Below are 13,781 nucleotides of genomic sequence, written 5' to 3'. Positions count from 1 at the left end.
CCACAGGCGACCGCGCGCGGCTGCCGTCGCTCAGTGACTGATGCCGAGCATCAGGTCCAGGTTCTGCACGGCCGCACCTGACGCGCCCTTGCCGAGATTGTCGTAGACTGCCACGAGCAGCGCCTGCGCCCGCTCGTCATTGGCGAACACATAGACCTTCATGCGATTGGTGCCGTTATAGACCTCAGGGTCGATCTCCGGCACGCGCTCCATATGGGTGTAGGGCGCCACCTCGACGACGCCGCCGTCGATCGACGCGTAATGGTCGGCGATCGCGGCATGGAGTTCGGCGCCAGTCGGCACGCGGTCGAGGCCGCCGAGCTGCAGCGGCACCACCGTGATCATGCCTTGCGCGAAATTGCCGACAGCCGGCTGCATGATCGGATCGTGCGACAGCTTCGCATAGGTCCTGAGTTCCGGCACATGCTTGTGCTGCAGCGTCAGGCCATAGGGCAGGAACTCCGGCGCATCCTCGCCCTTGCCGACATAGTCCTCAATCATCGGCCGGCCGCCGCCCGAATAGCCGGAAATGCCGTTGACGGTGATCGGGAAATCGGCGGGCAAGAGGCCGGCGGAAACCAGCGGCCGCAGCGTCGCGATCGGGCCCTGCGGCCAGCAGCCGGGATTGGCGATGCGTTTTGCGCTGGCGATCCTCCTCGCCTGGTCCTTGTCCATTTCGGCAAAGCCGTATTCCCAGCCTTCGGCCACGCGGTGCGCGGTCGAGGCGTCGATGACCTTTGTCTTGCCGTTCTCGATCAGCGACACGCTTTCCTTGGCCGCGGCATCCGGCAGGCAGAGGATCGCGACGTCGGCGGCATTGAGGAATTCGGCCCTGGCCGCGGCTTCCTTGCGGCGGTCGCCGGGGATGGAGATGATCTCCAGGTCACCGCGGTCGGCCAGCAGCGCCCTGATCTGCAGGCCCGTCGTGCCATGTTCGCCGTCAATGAAGATTTTCGGTTTCATCGGTTACCAAATTCCCTGCGATTCCAAGATTATATGCCGTTGGCATGATGTGTCACGGTATGAGTGCCGTTGTTCAGGTCCTCGAGCCGCGCCTTCCGCTCGGCCACCAGGCCAAGATAATGCATGGCAATGATCGATCCGGCGATCGCCGTAATATCGGCATGATCATAGGCCGGCGCAACCTCGACGACGTCGGCGCCGACGATATCGACCTGGCCGAGCTGCCGCAGCGTCGAGAGCATCTTGGCCGAGGACGGGCCGCCGGCCACCGGCGTGCCGGTGCCGGGCGCGAAGGCCGGGTCGAGGCAGTCGATGTCGAAGGTGAGATAGGTCTTCCTGCCGCCGGTGCGTTCGACGATCGCGTAGGCGATGTCGGAGGCGCGCATTTCGTCGACCTCGTGGCCGTAGAGGATCCTGATGCCGAAGGTGTCTGGCGCATGGGTGCGGATGCCGATCTGGATCGAGCGGTCGGGATCGATGATGCCTTCACGCACGGCTCGGGCGACGAAGGAGCCGTGGTCGATGCGCTTGCCGTCGTCCGGCCAGGTGTCCTGATGCGCGTCGAACTGCACCAGCGCCAGCGGCCCGTGGATGGCGGCATGCGCCTTGAGCAGCGGCCAGGTGACGAAATGATCGCCGCCGAGCGTCAAGAGGAAGGCGCCCGATTTCAGGATCTTGGCCGCCTCGCGCTCGATCGTGGCCGGGGTCTTCTGATGGTTGCCGCTGTCGAGCAGGCAGTCGCCATAGTCGACCACCGCGAGCTGCTCGAACAGGTCGCGCGAGAACGGATATTGGGGATCATTGTCGAGGATCGCCGAGGCGCGACGGATCGCCTGCGGCCCGAAGCGCGCGCCGGGACGGTTGGTGACCGCGGCATCGAAGGGAATGCCCCACACGACGGCGTCCGCGCCCTTCACGTCCTTCGTGTATTTACGCCGCATGAACGACAGCGCGCCGGCATAGGTCGGCTCGAACGACGCGCCCGTCTTGGAACGGGCCGTGAAGGCGTGGTCGATCTCTTTATTCGCCATTATGGGTCCTCGGTTGTCGTCGGGGCAGCCACAACTACAGAACCGGCACGCAACATGCCAGTCACAGCTTGCGGAGACGGAATGGCGCTCGGCGAGTGCCACGGCAACACAGGATTTGTATCATTATGGCTGAGGCTGCCTTGCTCAACCTCGCGCCCCCGCCTGCGGCGACCCGAACCGGAACGGTGGCCGGCGAGCGCTTCCTGGTGCTCGATTCCTGGCGCGGCATTTGCGCGCTCTTGGTGGCGCTGTTCCATTTCCCGACCACCTCGATGATCTCGCAGAGCGCCTTTGTCGGCGGCTCCTATCTGTTCGTCGACTTCTTCTTCGTGCTTTCCGGCTTCGTCATCGCCAGCTCCTACGGCGGCCGGCTGGGTGGGCCGGATGGGCTTGCCCGCTTCGCGCTGGTGCGCTTCGGCCGCATCTACCCGCTGCATCTTTTGATGCTTGTCGCTTTCGTCGCTTTCGAGTTTGTGCGGCTGGCGCTGCCGGCCCTGCACGGAACCGGTGCCGCCCCCTTCACCGGCGGCTTCGATCTCAAGAGCCTGGTCGCCAATCTCATGCTGCTGCAGGGCATGGGTGTCGAGGACAATCTGAGCTGGAACGCGCCGAGCTGGAGCATTTCGGCCGAGTTCTTCACCTATCTGCTGTTTGCCGGCGTGGTGTTCGCGACCGGCCGGCGCGCCTGGATATGGTTCGTTGCCGCCGCCGTAACGGCGCCTTTCTTCCTGCTTGCCTTTTCGACCCGTCATATGGACGTGTCCTTCGATTTCGGCTTCATCCGCTGCCTTTACGGCTTCTCGCTCGGCGCGTTGCTGGCCTGGTTTCAGCACGATTCCATTGCAGACGCGCGACAGGCACTTGCCGGCGGGGAAGGGCGCGTGGCCTGGACGCTGGCCGAGCTCGCCATGATCGCGGTGATCGCCACGTTCGTTTCGGTCGCCGGAACGAACGACGCCGGCATCGCGGCGCCGCTTGTCTTTGCGCTGGCGCTCTACCTCTTCGCGCATGAGGGCGGCCTGATCAGCTTGTTGCTGCGCAGCCGGCCGATGCTGCTGCTCGGCTCGCTCTCCTATTCGATCTACATGGTCCACATCTTCGTCCAGGCGCGCATGATCAATGTCGGCGGCCTGATCGAGCGCAGGCTCGGGCTTGGCGTTGTCGGCGACATGACGCTGCGCGGCGATCAGGTGACCGGCTTCGGCGTCGGCTCGCCATGGATCGGCTTAGCGGCTCTGCTGGCGATGACGATCGCCGTCACTATCGCTTCCTGGGTTTCCTGGCGCTTTATCGAAATGCCGGCGCTGGCCTGGTTCCGTCGCCTTTCGAAACGGATTTGACGGACCTTGATATCAAACACCTAGCCGGCTTCGTTCACCGCCCTGTCATGGGCATCGCCTAACCGGGTCCCGACCCGGAACGGAGCGATTCCCTGATGCGAACACTCTGGCTGAGCCTTCTTCTGTCCGCCACGCTTGCGGCCTTATCTGGCCAAAGCTTAGCCGGCGAGACGCGCGCTGCGCAAATCCTCGATCGCTTCGAGCACGCCAACCAGTGGCGCGACCATGTGATGATCGCCGCGCATCGCGCCGGCAGCATGCAGGCCGGCAAGACGCTCTATGCCGAGAATTCGCTCGCCGCCGTCGAGGGCTCGATCGCGATGGGCGCCGAGATCGTCGAGGTCGACGTCAGGCGCTCGAAGGACGGCGAGTTCGTCATCATGCATGACAGCTGGCTCGATCGCACCACCACCTGCAGGGGCGAGGTGGTGAAATATACGCTGGCCGAGCTGAAGAAATGCCGGCTGGTGATCGAGGGCACGGGCGCCGTCACCAATGAGGCTGTGTCGACGCTGCGCGAGATGCTGCTGACCACCAAGGACAGGATCATCATCAACCTCGACAACAAGCTGGAGGTGACCGACCTGCCGGCCATGATCGCGGTCGCCCGCGAACTCGGGATGGCAGACCAAGTGATCGTCAAGGAGAACCTGTGGAACCGTCAGCGCATCGAGGCCGCGAAGATCGCACTTGCCGAGGCCGGCGCCGGCTTCCAGTTCATGCCGATACTCGCCGACGACGCCGTGCATGACGCTGCCTTCGCGGAGCAAGTCGACAAGGCGTTTGCGCCGCGCGCCATCGAGTTGATCAACTGGCGCGCTGGCGCCGAGACGCTGACGACGAGCGGCGGGCCGCTGTTCGGCACCCGCATGCGGGCGACGGCGATCCGAGGTGGCTGGCACCTCTGGGCCGACACCTACGCCATCGCCAACAAGCCGGGCGGCTTCCTTGCCGGCGGCCGCGGCGACGAGCTGGCCGTCGCCGCCAGCCTGCCGCGCGAAGCCTGGGGTTTCTGGGTCGACCGCGGCGCCACCATCATCCAGACCGACGAGCCGAAGGCGGCGATCGAGTGGCTGACGGCGAACGGCTTTAGGGTGCCCTACACGGACGAGACGAGGCCGGTGGAGCCGGCACACACGGCAAGCATCAATTGAGCCGGCGCCGAGGCGACCAATCTCCCCTTTGAGGGTCCATTTAAGGGGAGATCGGCAGCTTCGGCCTTGCCGCCAGCCTTCAGACGCCGGAGATTGGCGACCATCCGCGTGATTCAATCTTTCCCTTGCGGGGGAGATGCCCGGCAGGCAGAGGGAGGGAACGCCAACCGAGCCACCTCGCCATGCCCCACCTCCATCTCGTCGAAGCCTCTATCGCCGACCTGCGCGATGCGCTGGAGGAGGGCGTCGTCACCAGCGTCGAGCTGGTCGGCGCTTACCTGAGGCGCATCGCTCACTACGACCGCCACGGCATTGCGCTCAACGCCATACCCATCCTCAACCCGAAAATGTTCGAGGAGGCTGCCGCTTCCGACCGCCGGCGCCGCGAGGGCAAAACCCTCGGGCCGCTCGACGGCATACCTTATACGGCCAAGGACAGCTACAAGGCGAAAGGCCTGACGGTCGCCGCCGGCTCGCCGGCCTTCGAGCATCTCACAGCAAACGAGGACGCCTTCACCATCGCCAGGCTGCGCGCCGCGGGCGCTGTGTTGCTCGGCCTCACCAACATGCCGCCGATGGCCAATGGCGGCATGCAGCGCGGCGTCTATGGCCGCGCCGAGAGTCCTTACAACGCGGACTATCTGACCGCCGCCTTCGCCTCCGGCTCGTCCAACGGCTCAGGCACGGCGACCGCGGCGAACTTCGCCGCCTTCGGGCTCGGCGAGGAGACCTGGTCGTCCGGCCGCGCGCCGGCCTCCAACAATGCGCTCGTCGCCTACACGCCTTCGCGCGGCGTGATCTCGGTGCGCGGCAACTGGCCGCTGGTGCCGACAATGGATGTGGTGGTGCCGCACACGCGCAGCATCGCCGACATGCTGGAGCTGCTCGACGTGATCGTCGCCGACGATACCGAGACGCGTGGCGACTTCTGGCGCGTGCAGCCCTGGGTTTCGATCCCGAAGGCTTCGGCGCTCAGGCCGGCAAGCTACACGGGGCTTCCGCTGCAAGGCGCGCTCAAAGGCAAGCGGCTCGGCGTGCCGAAAATGTACATCGGCAAGGATGACGGCGCCGAGCGGCCGATCGAGACCCGCGCCTCGGTGCTCGGTCTCTGGCGGCAGGCGGCGCGCGACCTCGAAGCGCTCGGCGCCGAGGTCGTCGAGGTCGATTTTCCCGCCGTCTCCAACTATGAGCGCGACCGCCCGGGCGCCCGCTCGATGGTCGATCGCGGCCTGGTGCCGGAGGATTTCGCCACCCGCGAGATCTGGGATCTCTCGATCTGGTCGTGGGACGATTTCCTGCGCGCCAATGCCGACCCGGCAATCTCCGATCTCGCTTCTGTCGATGGCCCGAAAATCTTTCCGCAGCCGCCGGGCGCGCTGCCCGACCCCTATGGCGACGACGGTTTCGATCTTGCCGAATATGTCGAGCGCGCCAGGAAGGGCGTGGCGCCGCTGGAAGACATTCCTGCCATCGAGGATGGGCTGAGGGGGCTGGAGGCCGCGCGGCGGATCGACTTCGAAGAGTGGCTGCAGGCGAACTCCCTCGATGCCGTGGTGCTGCCCGCCGCCGCCGATGTCGGCCCGGCCGATGCCGACGTCAACGAGGCCTCCGCCGTGCTCGCCTGGCGCAACGGCACCTGGGTCGCCAACGGCAATCTCATCTGGCGCCATCTCGGCATCCCGACGGTGACGGTACCGATGGGCACCATGGCCGATATCGGCATGCCGGTGGGCCTGACCTTTGCCGGCAAGGCCTATGACGATGCGGCGTTGCTGACGATGGCCGGCGACTATGAGCGCGCCACGCAGCGCCGCACCGTCCCGCCGCGGACGCCGGCGCTGCCGGATGATGTGTTCGCGGCTGGCAGCGGCGCGCCGGGTCGTCCTGGCGATGCGCGGCTTACGCTGGCGCTGACCGCCGAGACGATCCATGCCAGCGGCAATGACGAGATCGCGATTGCGCTGGAAGTCGATATGGGTGGCACGAGACCGGAAGCGGCTATCGTGAAGGTCCATGTCAATGGCGAGCCGGTGATCATGCAGGCAGACGGCAATCGCTACACCGCGCGGGTCGTCGTGCCGGCATCCATCCACCAGGGTTTCCACAGCGTCTGGCGCGGTTCCTACGGCTCGATCGTCACCGCCATCGTGCTCGTACCGGATGGGCGCACTGCCGGTGCGTATTTGGTCACGGGCGGGATTGGCTGAGGCGCCACTACCCCACCCAATCCACCACCAGCGCCGCCACCCCGAACACCGCACCCGCCGCGCACACCGCATTCCATCCGCCCCACGCCCAGGCAATCCCCGCCAGGAGCGACCCAACCGCGCCGCCGATGAAGAAGATCCCGACGAAGAGCCCATTGAGGCGCCCGCGCGCCTTCGGCTGCAAGAGGTTGACGGCGCGGCGGCCGAGCGTCTGGTCGCCGGTGACGCCGATGTCGAGCAGTACCGCGCTGACGCCCATCAGCATCAGCGGCAGCCAAGAGCCGCTGGTGGTGGTACCGGCCCAAGCGGCGAGGCCGAGCGCGGCGACCACCCCGAGATGGCAGAAAATCGTCGCTGGCCGTGTCCAGCCGCGGTCGCCGGCGCGGCCGAAGATCGGTGTCACCGCGGCACCGCCGGCGCCGACCAGGGCGAAGAGCGCGATGCCCTTCTGGCTAAGCTCGAAAGGCGGCGCGGCAAGCCTGAGTGCCACGGCCGTCCAAAACACGCTGAAGGCAGCCATCACCAGGCTCGCCGTGAAAGCGCGGCGGCGCAGCACCGGCTCCTGGCGCAGCAGATCCAGCAGCGAGGCGATGAGCGCCGCGTAGCTGGCCTGCGCGAGCGGCCGCCGCCTGGGCAGCGTGAGGCCGAGCAGGATGGCGAGCAGTGCGAGTGCCGTGGCGTTCAATGCGTAGAAGGCGCGCCAGCCGACGGCGTCGGCGACGAGGCTCGCCAGCGGGCGCGACAAGAGGATGCCGATCATCAGCCCGCTCATCACGTCGCCGATGACGCGACCGTCCTGTCCGGGCGGCGCCATCGAGGCAGCAAGCGGCACCAGCACCTGGATGCAGGAGCACGCGGCCCCCAGCACGAACAGAACGGCGAGGAGCGAGGCTTCGGACGGCGCGAGCGAAGCGATCGCCGCAGCGAGCGCCGCCGCGCATAGCATGCGCAGCACCAGCACTCGGTTCTCGACAAGGTCGGACAGCGGCACCAGGAAGAACAGCCCGGCGGCATAGCCGAGCAGCGTCGCCATCGAGACGAAGCCGCTTTCCCATTCCGCGGCGCCCAGCGACGGACCGATCAGCCCGACCAGCGTCTGCGGCGCAAACAGATTGGTAACGATGATGCCGACCGAGGCGGCAAACAGCAGCGTCTGCGATCGGGTGATGGTTTCGCCTGGCCGCGCGGCCAGTTGTGCGTTGCCGTGGATGAATGGTCCTCGCTGTCTCCGCATATCCGGCGAGGACTTTATTCGGCACAGGCATAATGCTACAATTGAATTGACTTGATAATGATTATGCGAGTTGCGCATGAACATCCACGACCTTGAAGCCTTCGTCGCCGTCGTCGAGACCGGCTCCATCGTCGGCGCCTCGGCCAGGCTCAACCTCACCCAGCCTGGCGTGACACGCCGTATCCAGAACCTCGAGGAGCGGCTGGCGACGCCCTTGCTCGACCGCCAGTCGAAGCCGCTGAGGCCGACCGCTTCCGGCCGCGAGGCCTACGAACACGGCCGCCGCGTACTGCGCTCGCTGGAGGATCTGAAGGCCGGCGTCTCGCCGGCCGGCGAGGTGAGGGGCGAGTTCCGCCTCGGCATCATGCCCTACCTCTCGACCAGCGCTTTGTCGGAGCCGCTCGACAGCTTGCGCGCCGCCTTCCCGCAACTGACGCTGAAGATCACCTCCAGCCTGTCGCCGCGCCTGGTGGAGCAGGTGCTGCACAGCGAGATCGACGCGGTCGCCGTCTGCCTCGCCGAGGGCGTCTCGCCGCCGACAGAATTGGTCGGCGACGATCTCGGCGTGCAGGAGGTTTTGCTGGTGGCGTCGCCCAGCCTCGGCGTGCCGAAACCGGCCGAACTCGACGCGCTGTCACGCTACCCTTGGGTGCTGAACGAAACCGGCTGCGGTTTCCGCGCCTTCATCCGCCACCGCTTCGAGGTTGCGCGGCTGCCTTTCCATGTCGGCGTCGAGGCGCAAGGCGCCGACTTGCGCATGTCGCTGGTGGCGCGCGGCCATGGCATTGGCGTCGTGACACCCGGCGCGCTGTCGGGCAGCCAGTGGCGCGACGCGGTCGAGGTAGTGGATTGCCCCGGCTTCAAGCCGCAAGTGCGCTGCTGGCTGCTCCATCGCCCTCCGGCGGGCCGGCTTGCGCAGCCGATCGCGGTGTTCCGCGGCGCGCTGGCGGAAGCGCTGAAAGGCCCGATGCCGCTGATGTCGTAGACGGCGGGATAGCGGCGCCAACCTTACGTTCGTCATCCTCGGGTCTGCGCCCGTCGCTTCGCTCCTTGCTCCGCCCGGATGACGAAGTCAGGGGGCGCTTCCCGATATCATTCTGCCTCTGGCTCTTTCCTCGCCCTATGCCAAGGCTGGCCCTTACCCTCGCGCCAGGCACACCAGCCATGGGGAAGATCCCGGAGCTCGCCAAGCGAGTTGTCGCGCTCTACCATCGCTGACAGAGCGACAAGCATGGCATTGGCCATCTTGAAATCGACAGCCCGATCCAGGAACTGCCACGCGCCATCGTCGTCATCATGGGCGACATAGTCGATGATGTGTTCGCCCCTGATGATCTGACGTGTCGTGAAGACCGCGACATTCGGCGGATCGTCGAACGGCCAATCGGAATCCATTGTCATTTCCTGCGATCACACAGCGATGGTGCTCTCATGACGGCAACGAAGCGAGCCACGCGTCCCAACATTTTTGCTGCAGCCCAACGAAGGCGGGCACCACATCGTGGCCGTCGGCGAAGATGTTGACCAGGTCGGCCTCTTGCGGCAACTGCCCCATCTTCACCTTGCAGGCAATCAGTCCGCGGCTCGTCTTGATCACGGTCCCCTCGGGAAAGACGTAGGCGCTGGCGCCGTAGCAAAAGGGCAGAATTCCTTCCACTTCGAGCTGCTTGCGGATTTGGCAAAGGGCTTCGAAGTAGTCGTCCTCTTCAGCCTCGATCACCGTGTCCCGGTATTTGCAGGTGAGCCGGCATCTTGCGCCTGCATCGCATAGCTCAAACGTTGCCTGCTTGTCCTCGCCGGTGTCTCCTCCGATCAGGAACACCTTGTATAGTTTATTCATCGTCATTCCCCCAAACGTTCGTCCGATAGTAGTTGCGGTATCCTCATATTTCAACTCTGGATTGTTAAAATCCGACTCGACCTGCGGCTTTCCGGCGCTGCCTTGTTCTTGACCCGTCCCGCACCTCCGCTATCTTCGCCGCCATGCCAGACACCCCCTCCGCCACCGCTCCGCTCATCGTCATCGACCTGCAGACCGGCATGTTCGATGGCCGCTTCGACCCGCCGATCCATGACGCCGACACCATTGCCGAGCGCGCTCGAAAACTGATCGGCTGGGCGCGCCGTACCGGCCGCAAGGTGGCCTTCATCCGCCATGACGGGCCGGAAGGCGATCCGCTGGCGCCGGGTGCATCGGGCTGGCCGGTGTGGCCGCGGCTCGGCCAGGCGGCAGACGAGCCGACCTTCGGCAAGAGCGTCGGCAACGCCTTTTCCAATGCAGCCCTTGCCGAATGGGTGGCCGGGCAGGGCGCTCGGGACGTCGTTCTCATCGGCGCCCAGACCGATTTCTGCGTCGCCGCTACTGTCAAGGGCGCCTTTGCCGAAGGGCTTGGGGTCACAGTGGTTTCGGACGCGCACTCGACGCTGGATTCCCAGGAGGAGAAGGCGCCAGCCATCATCGCGCGGCTCAACGAGGCTTTCGCCGAGCAAGGCGTGCGGCTGGCGACAACGGCTGCGCTGACGGAGAGCCGAGCGCTTCCCTTCGCTCACAAGGGGGAGAAGGGAAGAACCTACCAAGGAGGCCCGTCTTGCCCAACTTTTCCCTGCCTGCCGAAGGCGGCTGCCGCTGCGGCCGCGTGCGCCTGAGGGTATCGGCAAAGCCCTTGCTCGCAATGGCCTGCCACTGCACCGGCTGCCAGAAGATGTCGTCCAGCGCCTATTCGCTGAGCGCGGCGATCCCCTCGGACGGCTTCGAGATCACCAAAGGCGAGCCGGTGATCGGCGGCCTGCATGGCGCCTCGAAACACTATTTCTGCGGCTACTGCATGACCTGGATGTTCACCCGGCCGGAGGGGCTGGACTGGTTCGTCAACCTGCGCCCGACCATGCTGGATGACCCTGCCTGGTTCACGCCCTTTGTCGAGACCTGGACCAGCGAGAAATTGCCCTGGGCGACGACGCCCGCCGTGCACAGCTATGCGGCTCTGCCGGCCTTCGAAGAATATGAGGGACTGGTCGCGGAATACGCCGGGTTGCAGGCCTGATCAGTCCAAAACAGAAACGGCGACCCGGGTCAGATCGCCGTTCAGTACATGGTCGACGCGGCCGTTGGGGGCGACATTGTTGGGGATGTGCTTGGGCGTCCGCGTCGACCACGGCGGCCTCGTACCGCAGATCGTACTATCGCATATTTTTTGCACGCGAAAACTTCCGCGATAGCGGAATAGGCGGGTGCGAGAGACTTGATCACCGGTGCTTGGGATTATGGTTAACAATTGCAGGTCGACAGAGCGCAATCGGGGCAGACCGGCAGCTTAGGCGAAAGACTTTCTATCTCCGCTGCATTGACCTTGCTCACCTGAGCGGCGCCAACTCACGACATGCTGAACCGCGCCAACATGATCGGCTACCGCTCCGGCTTTTACGAGGACCGGGAACTCGAATGCGGCTTGCGATGTGGTAAGCCATGCCGGCGCCAGCGCGCTGGGGCTGGAAGGCTACGGCATCGCCGTCGGCGCCAAGGCCGATTTGGTCGCGAAATAGTTGGGCGGCACGGCGCTGAGAAAATCGGCCGCCGCCGGGCCTTGGCATGGATCGTTTCGCTGGCGCCTGCGTTCCCTCTGGTGAAAAAAGAGAGCCGGGAGGTTTCCATGGCTGACCAGAGCAGGGAAGACCGCATCCGCCAGCGTGCCTATGAGCTTTGGGAGAAGGACGGAAAGCCCGAGGGCGCCGACTTGCGCTTTTGGGAACAGGCGATGAGCGAGATCGACGAAGAGGATCAAAGGCAGGATAGGTCGGGAAAGCGCGTCGGCCGGACTGGCGCATAGCCGCCGGAGCGCCGTGAATACGCGGCCCTGCAATAGGGCCCGCAACGGCGGGTTGCGGTTTGCAAGCCCGTCTATGATGGTCGTGTGGCAATGGATGTTCGCGACACCATCGGTCGAGCACTGGCCTGGGCCAGCGGATGGTTAGACTATGCCGCGAATCCGTGGTTTCTCTATCAGGCCGCCATCATCGTCACACTGTTCCTCGCGGCCAAACTCGCGGCGACGCGCGTCGAGCCGCTCGCGGAGAATCAGGCGCGCCGGATCAAGGGCCATCCCGGACTGCTGAGGGTCGTGATAGCCCTGTTGCGGCGCACCGATTGGATCCTCTTCGCGCTCTTCCTGTTTGCAGCACTCAGCGTCTTGCGTGCCTTCACCTGGCCAAGCCGTACCCATCTCCTCCACATCGTGCTGTCGCTGTCGCTTGCATGGCTGGTGGCGTCGGTGCTGTCCCGCATCGTCCACAACCGCCTCGTCGCCCGGCTTCTCGGCTGGCTGATCTGGATCTATGCGGCGCTTGTCATCTTGGGCATCAGCGAGGAGACTGGAAGCTTCCTCGACAGCCTCGCCATCTCGTTGGGTGCGATCCGATTGTCGGCCCTCCTGCTGCTCAAGGCGCTGCTGTTGCTGGCCGCCACGGTCTGGTTTGCCGTGGTCGTCGGCAACTATGTCGATGAGCGCGTCCGCATCTCCGAGGAACTGACGCCCTCGATCCGCGTCCTCGTCGGCAAGGTGGCGAAGATCGGTCTTGTTCTGTTCGCCGGCGCCTTCGCCCTTTCGGCCGTCGGCGTCGACCTGACGGCACTGACGGTCTTCTCCGGAGCGATCGGCGTCGGCCTCGCCTTCGGGCTGCAGAAGGTCGTATCGAACTTCGTCTCCGGCATCATCATCCTGCTCGACAAGTCGATCAAACCTGGCGACACCATCTCGCTCGAAGGCACATTCGGCTGGATACGCGAATTGCGGGCGCGTTTCGTCTCGGTGGTCACGCGCGACGGCCGCGAGTATCTCATCCCGAACGAGGACTTCATAACCCAAAGGGTCATCAACTGGTCGTTCAGCGATAATCTCGTGCGGCTCGACGTGGATTTTGGCGTCTCTTACGACGCCGACCCCCATAAGGTCAGCGAACTGGCGATAGAGGCAGCGATCAGCGTCGGCAGGGTCGAAGCCGACCGCCGGCCGGTCTGCTGGCTGACCGGGTTCGGCGACTCCTCGCTCAACTTCGTCCTGCGTTTCTGGATTCACGATCCGCAGCAGGGGCTGACCAATGTCCGCGGCAAGGTGCTGCTGGCCCTGTGGGACACTTTCAAAAAGAACGGCATAGATATCCCCTATCCGCACCGCGAGGTCATCGTGAGGGAGGCTGGGTCGACCGGGTTGAAAGGCAATTGGGCGGCACGTTGAAACCGGCGGCCGAACGACTGAATGTCGGGCCACCGTGCCGCCGCTTGACAGCACGGCCTGTCCTACAGCACTTTTCGGTCAGGCAGGGGAGACTTCGCTATGAAGAAAGAATATTCGAAGCCGACATTCGTCCGCAAAGGCCGGCTCTCGGCTCAGACCGCGCAGCAGGTTCCTTCGGACTGACGAGCCTCCCACGACCGGCGAGATGCTCGCCGCCTCCAGCGTTCCATCATGCCTCGCGCGCCCGGCAACCATTCGTAAGGCGGCGCGGCGGGTGTCACACACAAGCACTGCAGGCAGGTGAAAGGAAGGAGGCGAGCAAACCCGCCTCCTCGCCCATGAACCCGACGTCTTACTTGTTCTTGCCGGGCTCATCGGTCGTGGTCGTGGTCATGCAGTTGTTGCACGACGTATCTCCTCAGACACGATTGCACCGCATCTTTGGAGCGAGGCACGGCCTCCAATACCACGCCAAACAGTAAAATTAGGCATGGCTAATGTTACTATGCAATGCATACACAGGTTGTAGACCAGATGCTTGCGGGCAAAGGTCGGTCGAGACGGCGGCGATCGTGATCTCGGACAAGCCGGAGACGCTTCCACGTCAATAAATTAATTTGC

General features: G+C 64.9%; 13 protein-coding genes and 1 pseudogene. 9 read left to right on the top strand and 5 right to left on the bottom strand.

Annotation, left to right across the window (positions count from 1 at the left end; all coding sequences use genetic code 11):
- Positions 1–30 precede the first annotated feature (30 nt).
- Complete coding sequence (gene argC / locus EJ067_RS00740; protein WP_126084212.1) at positions 31–963, bottom strand: N-acetyl-gamma-glutamyl-phosphate reductase; 933 nt, start codon at positions 961–963, stop codon at positions 31–33.
- 29 nt (positions 964–992) lie between these two features.
- On the bottom strand, positions 993–1,994 hold the full coding sequence (gene speB, locus EJ067_RS00735; protein WP_126084211.1) for an agmatinase: 1,002 nt from the start codon (positions 1,992–1,994) through the stop codon (positions 993–995).
- Positions 1,995–2,119: 125 nt separating this feature from the next.
- On the opposite strand from speB, the gene EJ067_RS00730 reads away from it, so the two are divergent.
- The 3 genes from EJ067_RS00730 (at position 2,120) to EJ067_RS00720 (ending at position 6,695) form a co-directional block, all read left to right on the top strand.
- Positions 2,120–3,334 (top strand): acyltransferase, encoded by a 1,215-nt coding sequence (locus EJ067_RS00730; RefSeq protein ID WP_126084210.1) that lies wholly within the window; start codon positions 2,120–2,122, stop codon positions 3,332–3,334.
- A gap of 95 nt (positions 3,335–3,429) precedes the next feature.
- The gene (locus EJ067_RS00725; protein ID WP_126084209.1) at positions 3,430–4,488 is read left to right on the top strand and encodes a glycerophosphodiester phosphodiesterase family protein; all 1,059 of its coding nucleotides are present in this window, start codon (positions 3,430–3,432) and stop codon (positions 4,486–4,488) included.
- A gap of 182 nt (positions 4,489–4,670) precedes the next feature.
- Positions 4,671–6,695 (top strand): amidase, encoded by a 2,025-nt coding sequence (locus EJ067_RS00720; RefSeq protein WP_126084208.1) that lies wholly within the window; start codon positions 4,671–4,673, stop codon positions 6,693–6,695.
- Between the two features lie 7 nt (positions 6,696–6,702).
- Here EJ067_RS00720 and EJ067_RS00715 read toward each other — a convergent pair whose 3' ends face one another.
- Positions 6,703–7,929, bottom strand: coding sequence for an MFS transporter (locus EJ067_RS00715; protein ID WP_126084207.1), 1,227 nt, complete (start codon positions 7,927–7,929; stop codon positions 6,703–6,705).
- 76 nt (positions 7,930–8,005) lie between these two features.
- Between EJ067_RS00715 and EJ067_RS00710 the strand changes: the two genes are divergently transcribed.
- On the top strand, positions 8,006–8,914 hold the full coding sequence (locus EJ067_RS00710; protein WP_126084206.1) for a LysR family transcriptional regulator: 909 nt from the start codon (positions 8,006–8,008) through the stop codon (positions 8,912–8,914).
- 107 nt (positions 8,915–9,021) lie between these two features.
- On the opposite strand, the gene EJ067_RS00705 is transcribed toward EJ067_RS00710, so the two are convergent.
- Positions 9,022–9,324, bottom strand: coding sequence for a hypothetical protein (locus EJ067_RS00705; RefSeq protein WP_126084205.1), 303 nt, complete (start codon positions 9,322–9,324; stop codon positions 9,022–9,024).
- A 34-nt stretch (positions 9,325–9,358) separates the two neighbouring features.
- Positions 9,359–9,823 carry a hypothetical protein gene (locus EJ067_RS00700; RefSeq protein ID WP_245468125.1) on the bottom strand — a complete coding sequence of 155 codons (465 nt, stop codon included), beginning with the start codon at positions 9,821–9,823 and terminating at the stop codon, positions 9,359–9,361.
- Between the two features lie 89 nt (positions 9,824–9,912).
- Here EJ067_RS00700 and EJ067_RS00695 point away from each other — a divergent pair, with 89 nt between their 5' ends.
- The 5 genes and pseudogenes from EJ067_RS00695 (at position 9,913) to EJ067_RS00675 (ending at position 13,160) form a co-directional block, all read left to right on the top strand.
- Positions 9,913–10,575 (top strand): isochorismatase family protein, encoded by a 663-nt coding sequence (locus EJ067_RS00695; RefSeq protein WP_126084204.1) that lies wholly within the window; start codon positions 9,913–9,915, stop codon positions 10,573–10,575.
- Positions 10,518–10,973, top strand: coding sequence for a GFA family protein (locus EJ067_RS00690; protein WP_126084203.1), 456 nt, complete (start codon positions 10,518–10,520; stop codon positions 10,971–10,973). Before EJ067_RS00695 ends, EJ067_RS00690 begins: the two co-directional genes overlap by 58 nt.
- 333 nt (positions 10,974–11,306) lie before the next feature.
- A pseudogene (locus tag EJ067_RS35005) lies at positions 11,307–11,463 on the top strand (metal-dependent hydrolase); the annotation flags it as partial.
- Positions 11,464–11,579: 116 nt separating this feature from the next.
- Complete coding sequence (locus EJ067_RS00680; protein WP_126084202.1) at positions 11,580–11,756, top strand: DUF2934 domain-containing protein; 177 nt, start codon at positions 11,580–11,582, stop codon at positions 11,754–11,756.
- A gap of 90 nt (positions 11,757–11,846) precedes the next feature.
- A complete protein-coding gene (locus EJ067_RS00675; protein WP_126084201.1) occupies positions 11,847–13,160 on the top strand; it encodes a mechanosensitive ion channel domain-containing protein in 1,314 nt (437 codons plus the stop codon).
- Positions 13,161–13,781 lie beyond the last annotated feature (621 nt).

This window comes from Mesorhizobium sp. M1D.F.Ca.ET.043.01.1.1, assembly GCF_003952385.1.
GTDB lineage: Bacteria > Pseudomonadota > Alphaproteobacteria > Rhizobiales > Rhizobiaceae > Mesorhizobium.
The sequence above is the reverse complement of the archived record's forward strand: the minus strand, read 5'-3'. Positions and strand labels throughout refer to the sequence as shown.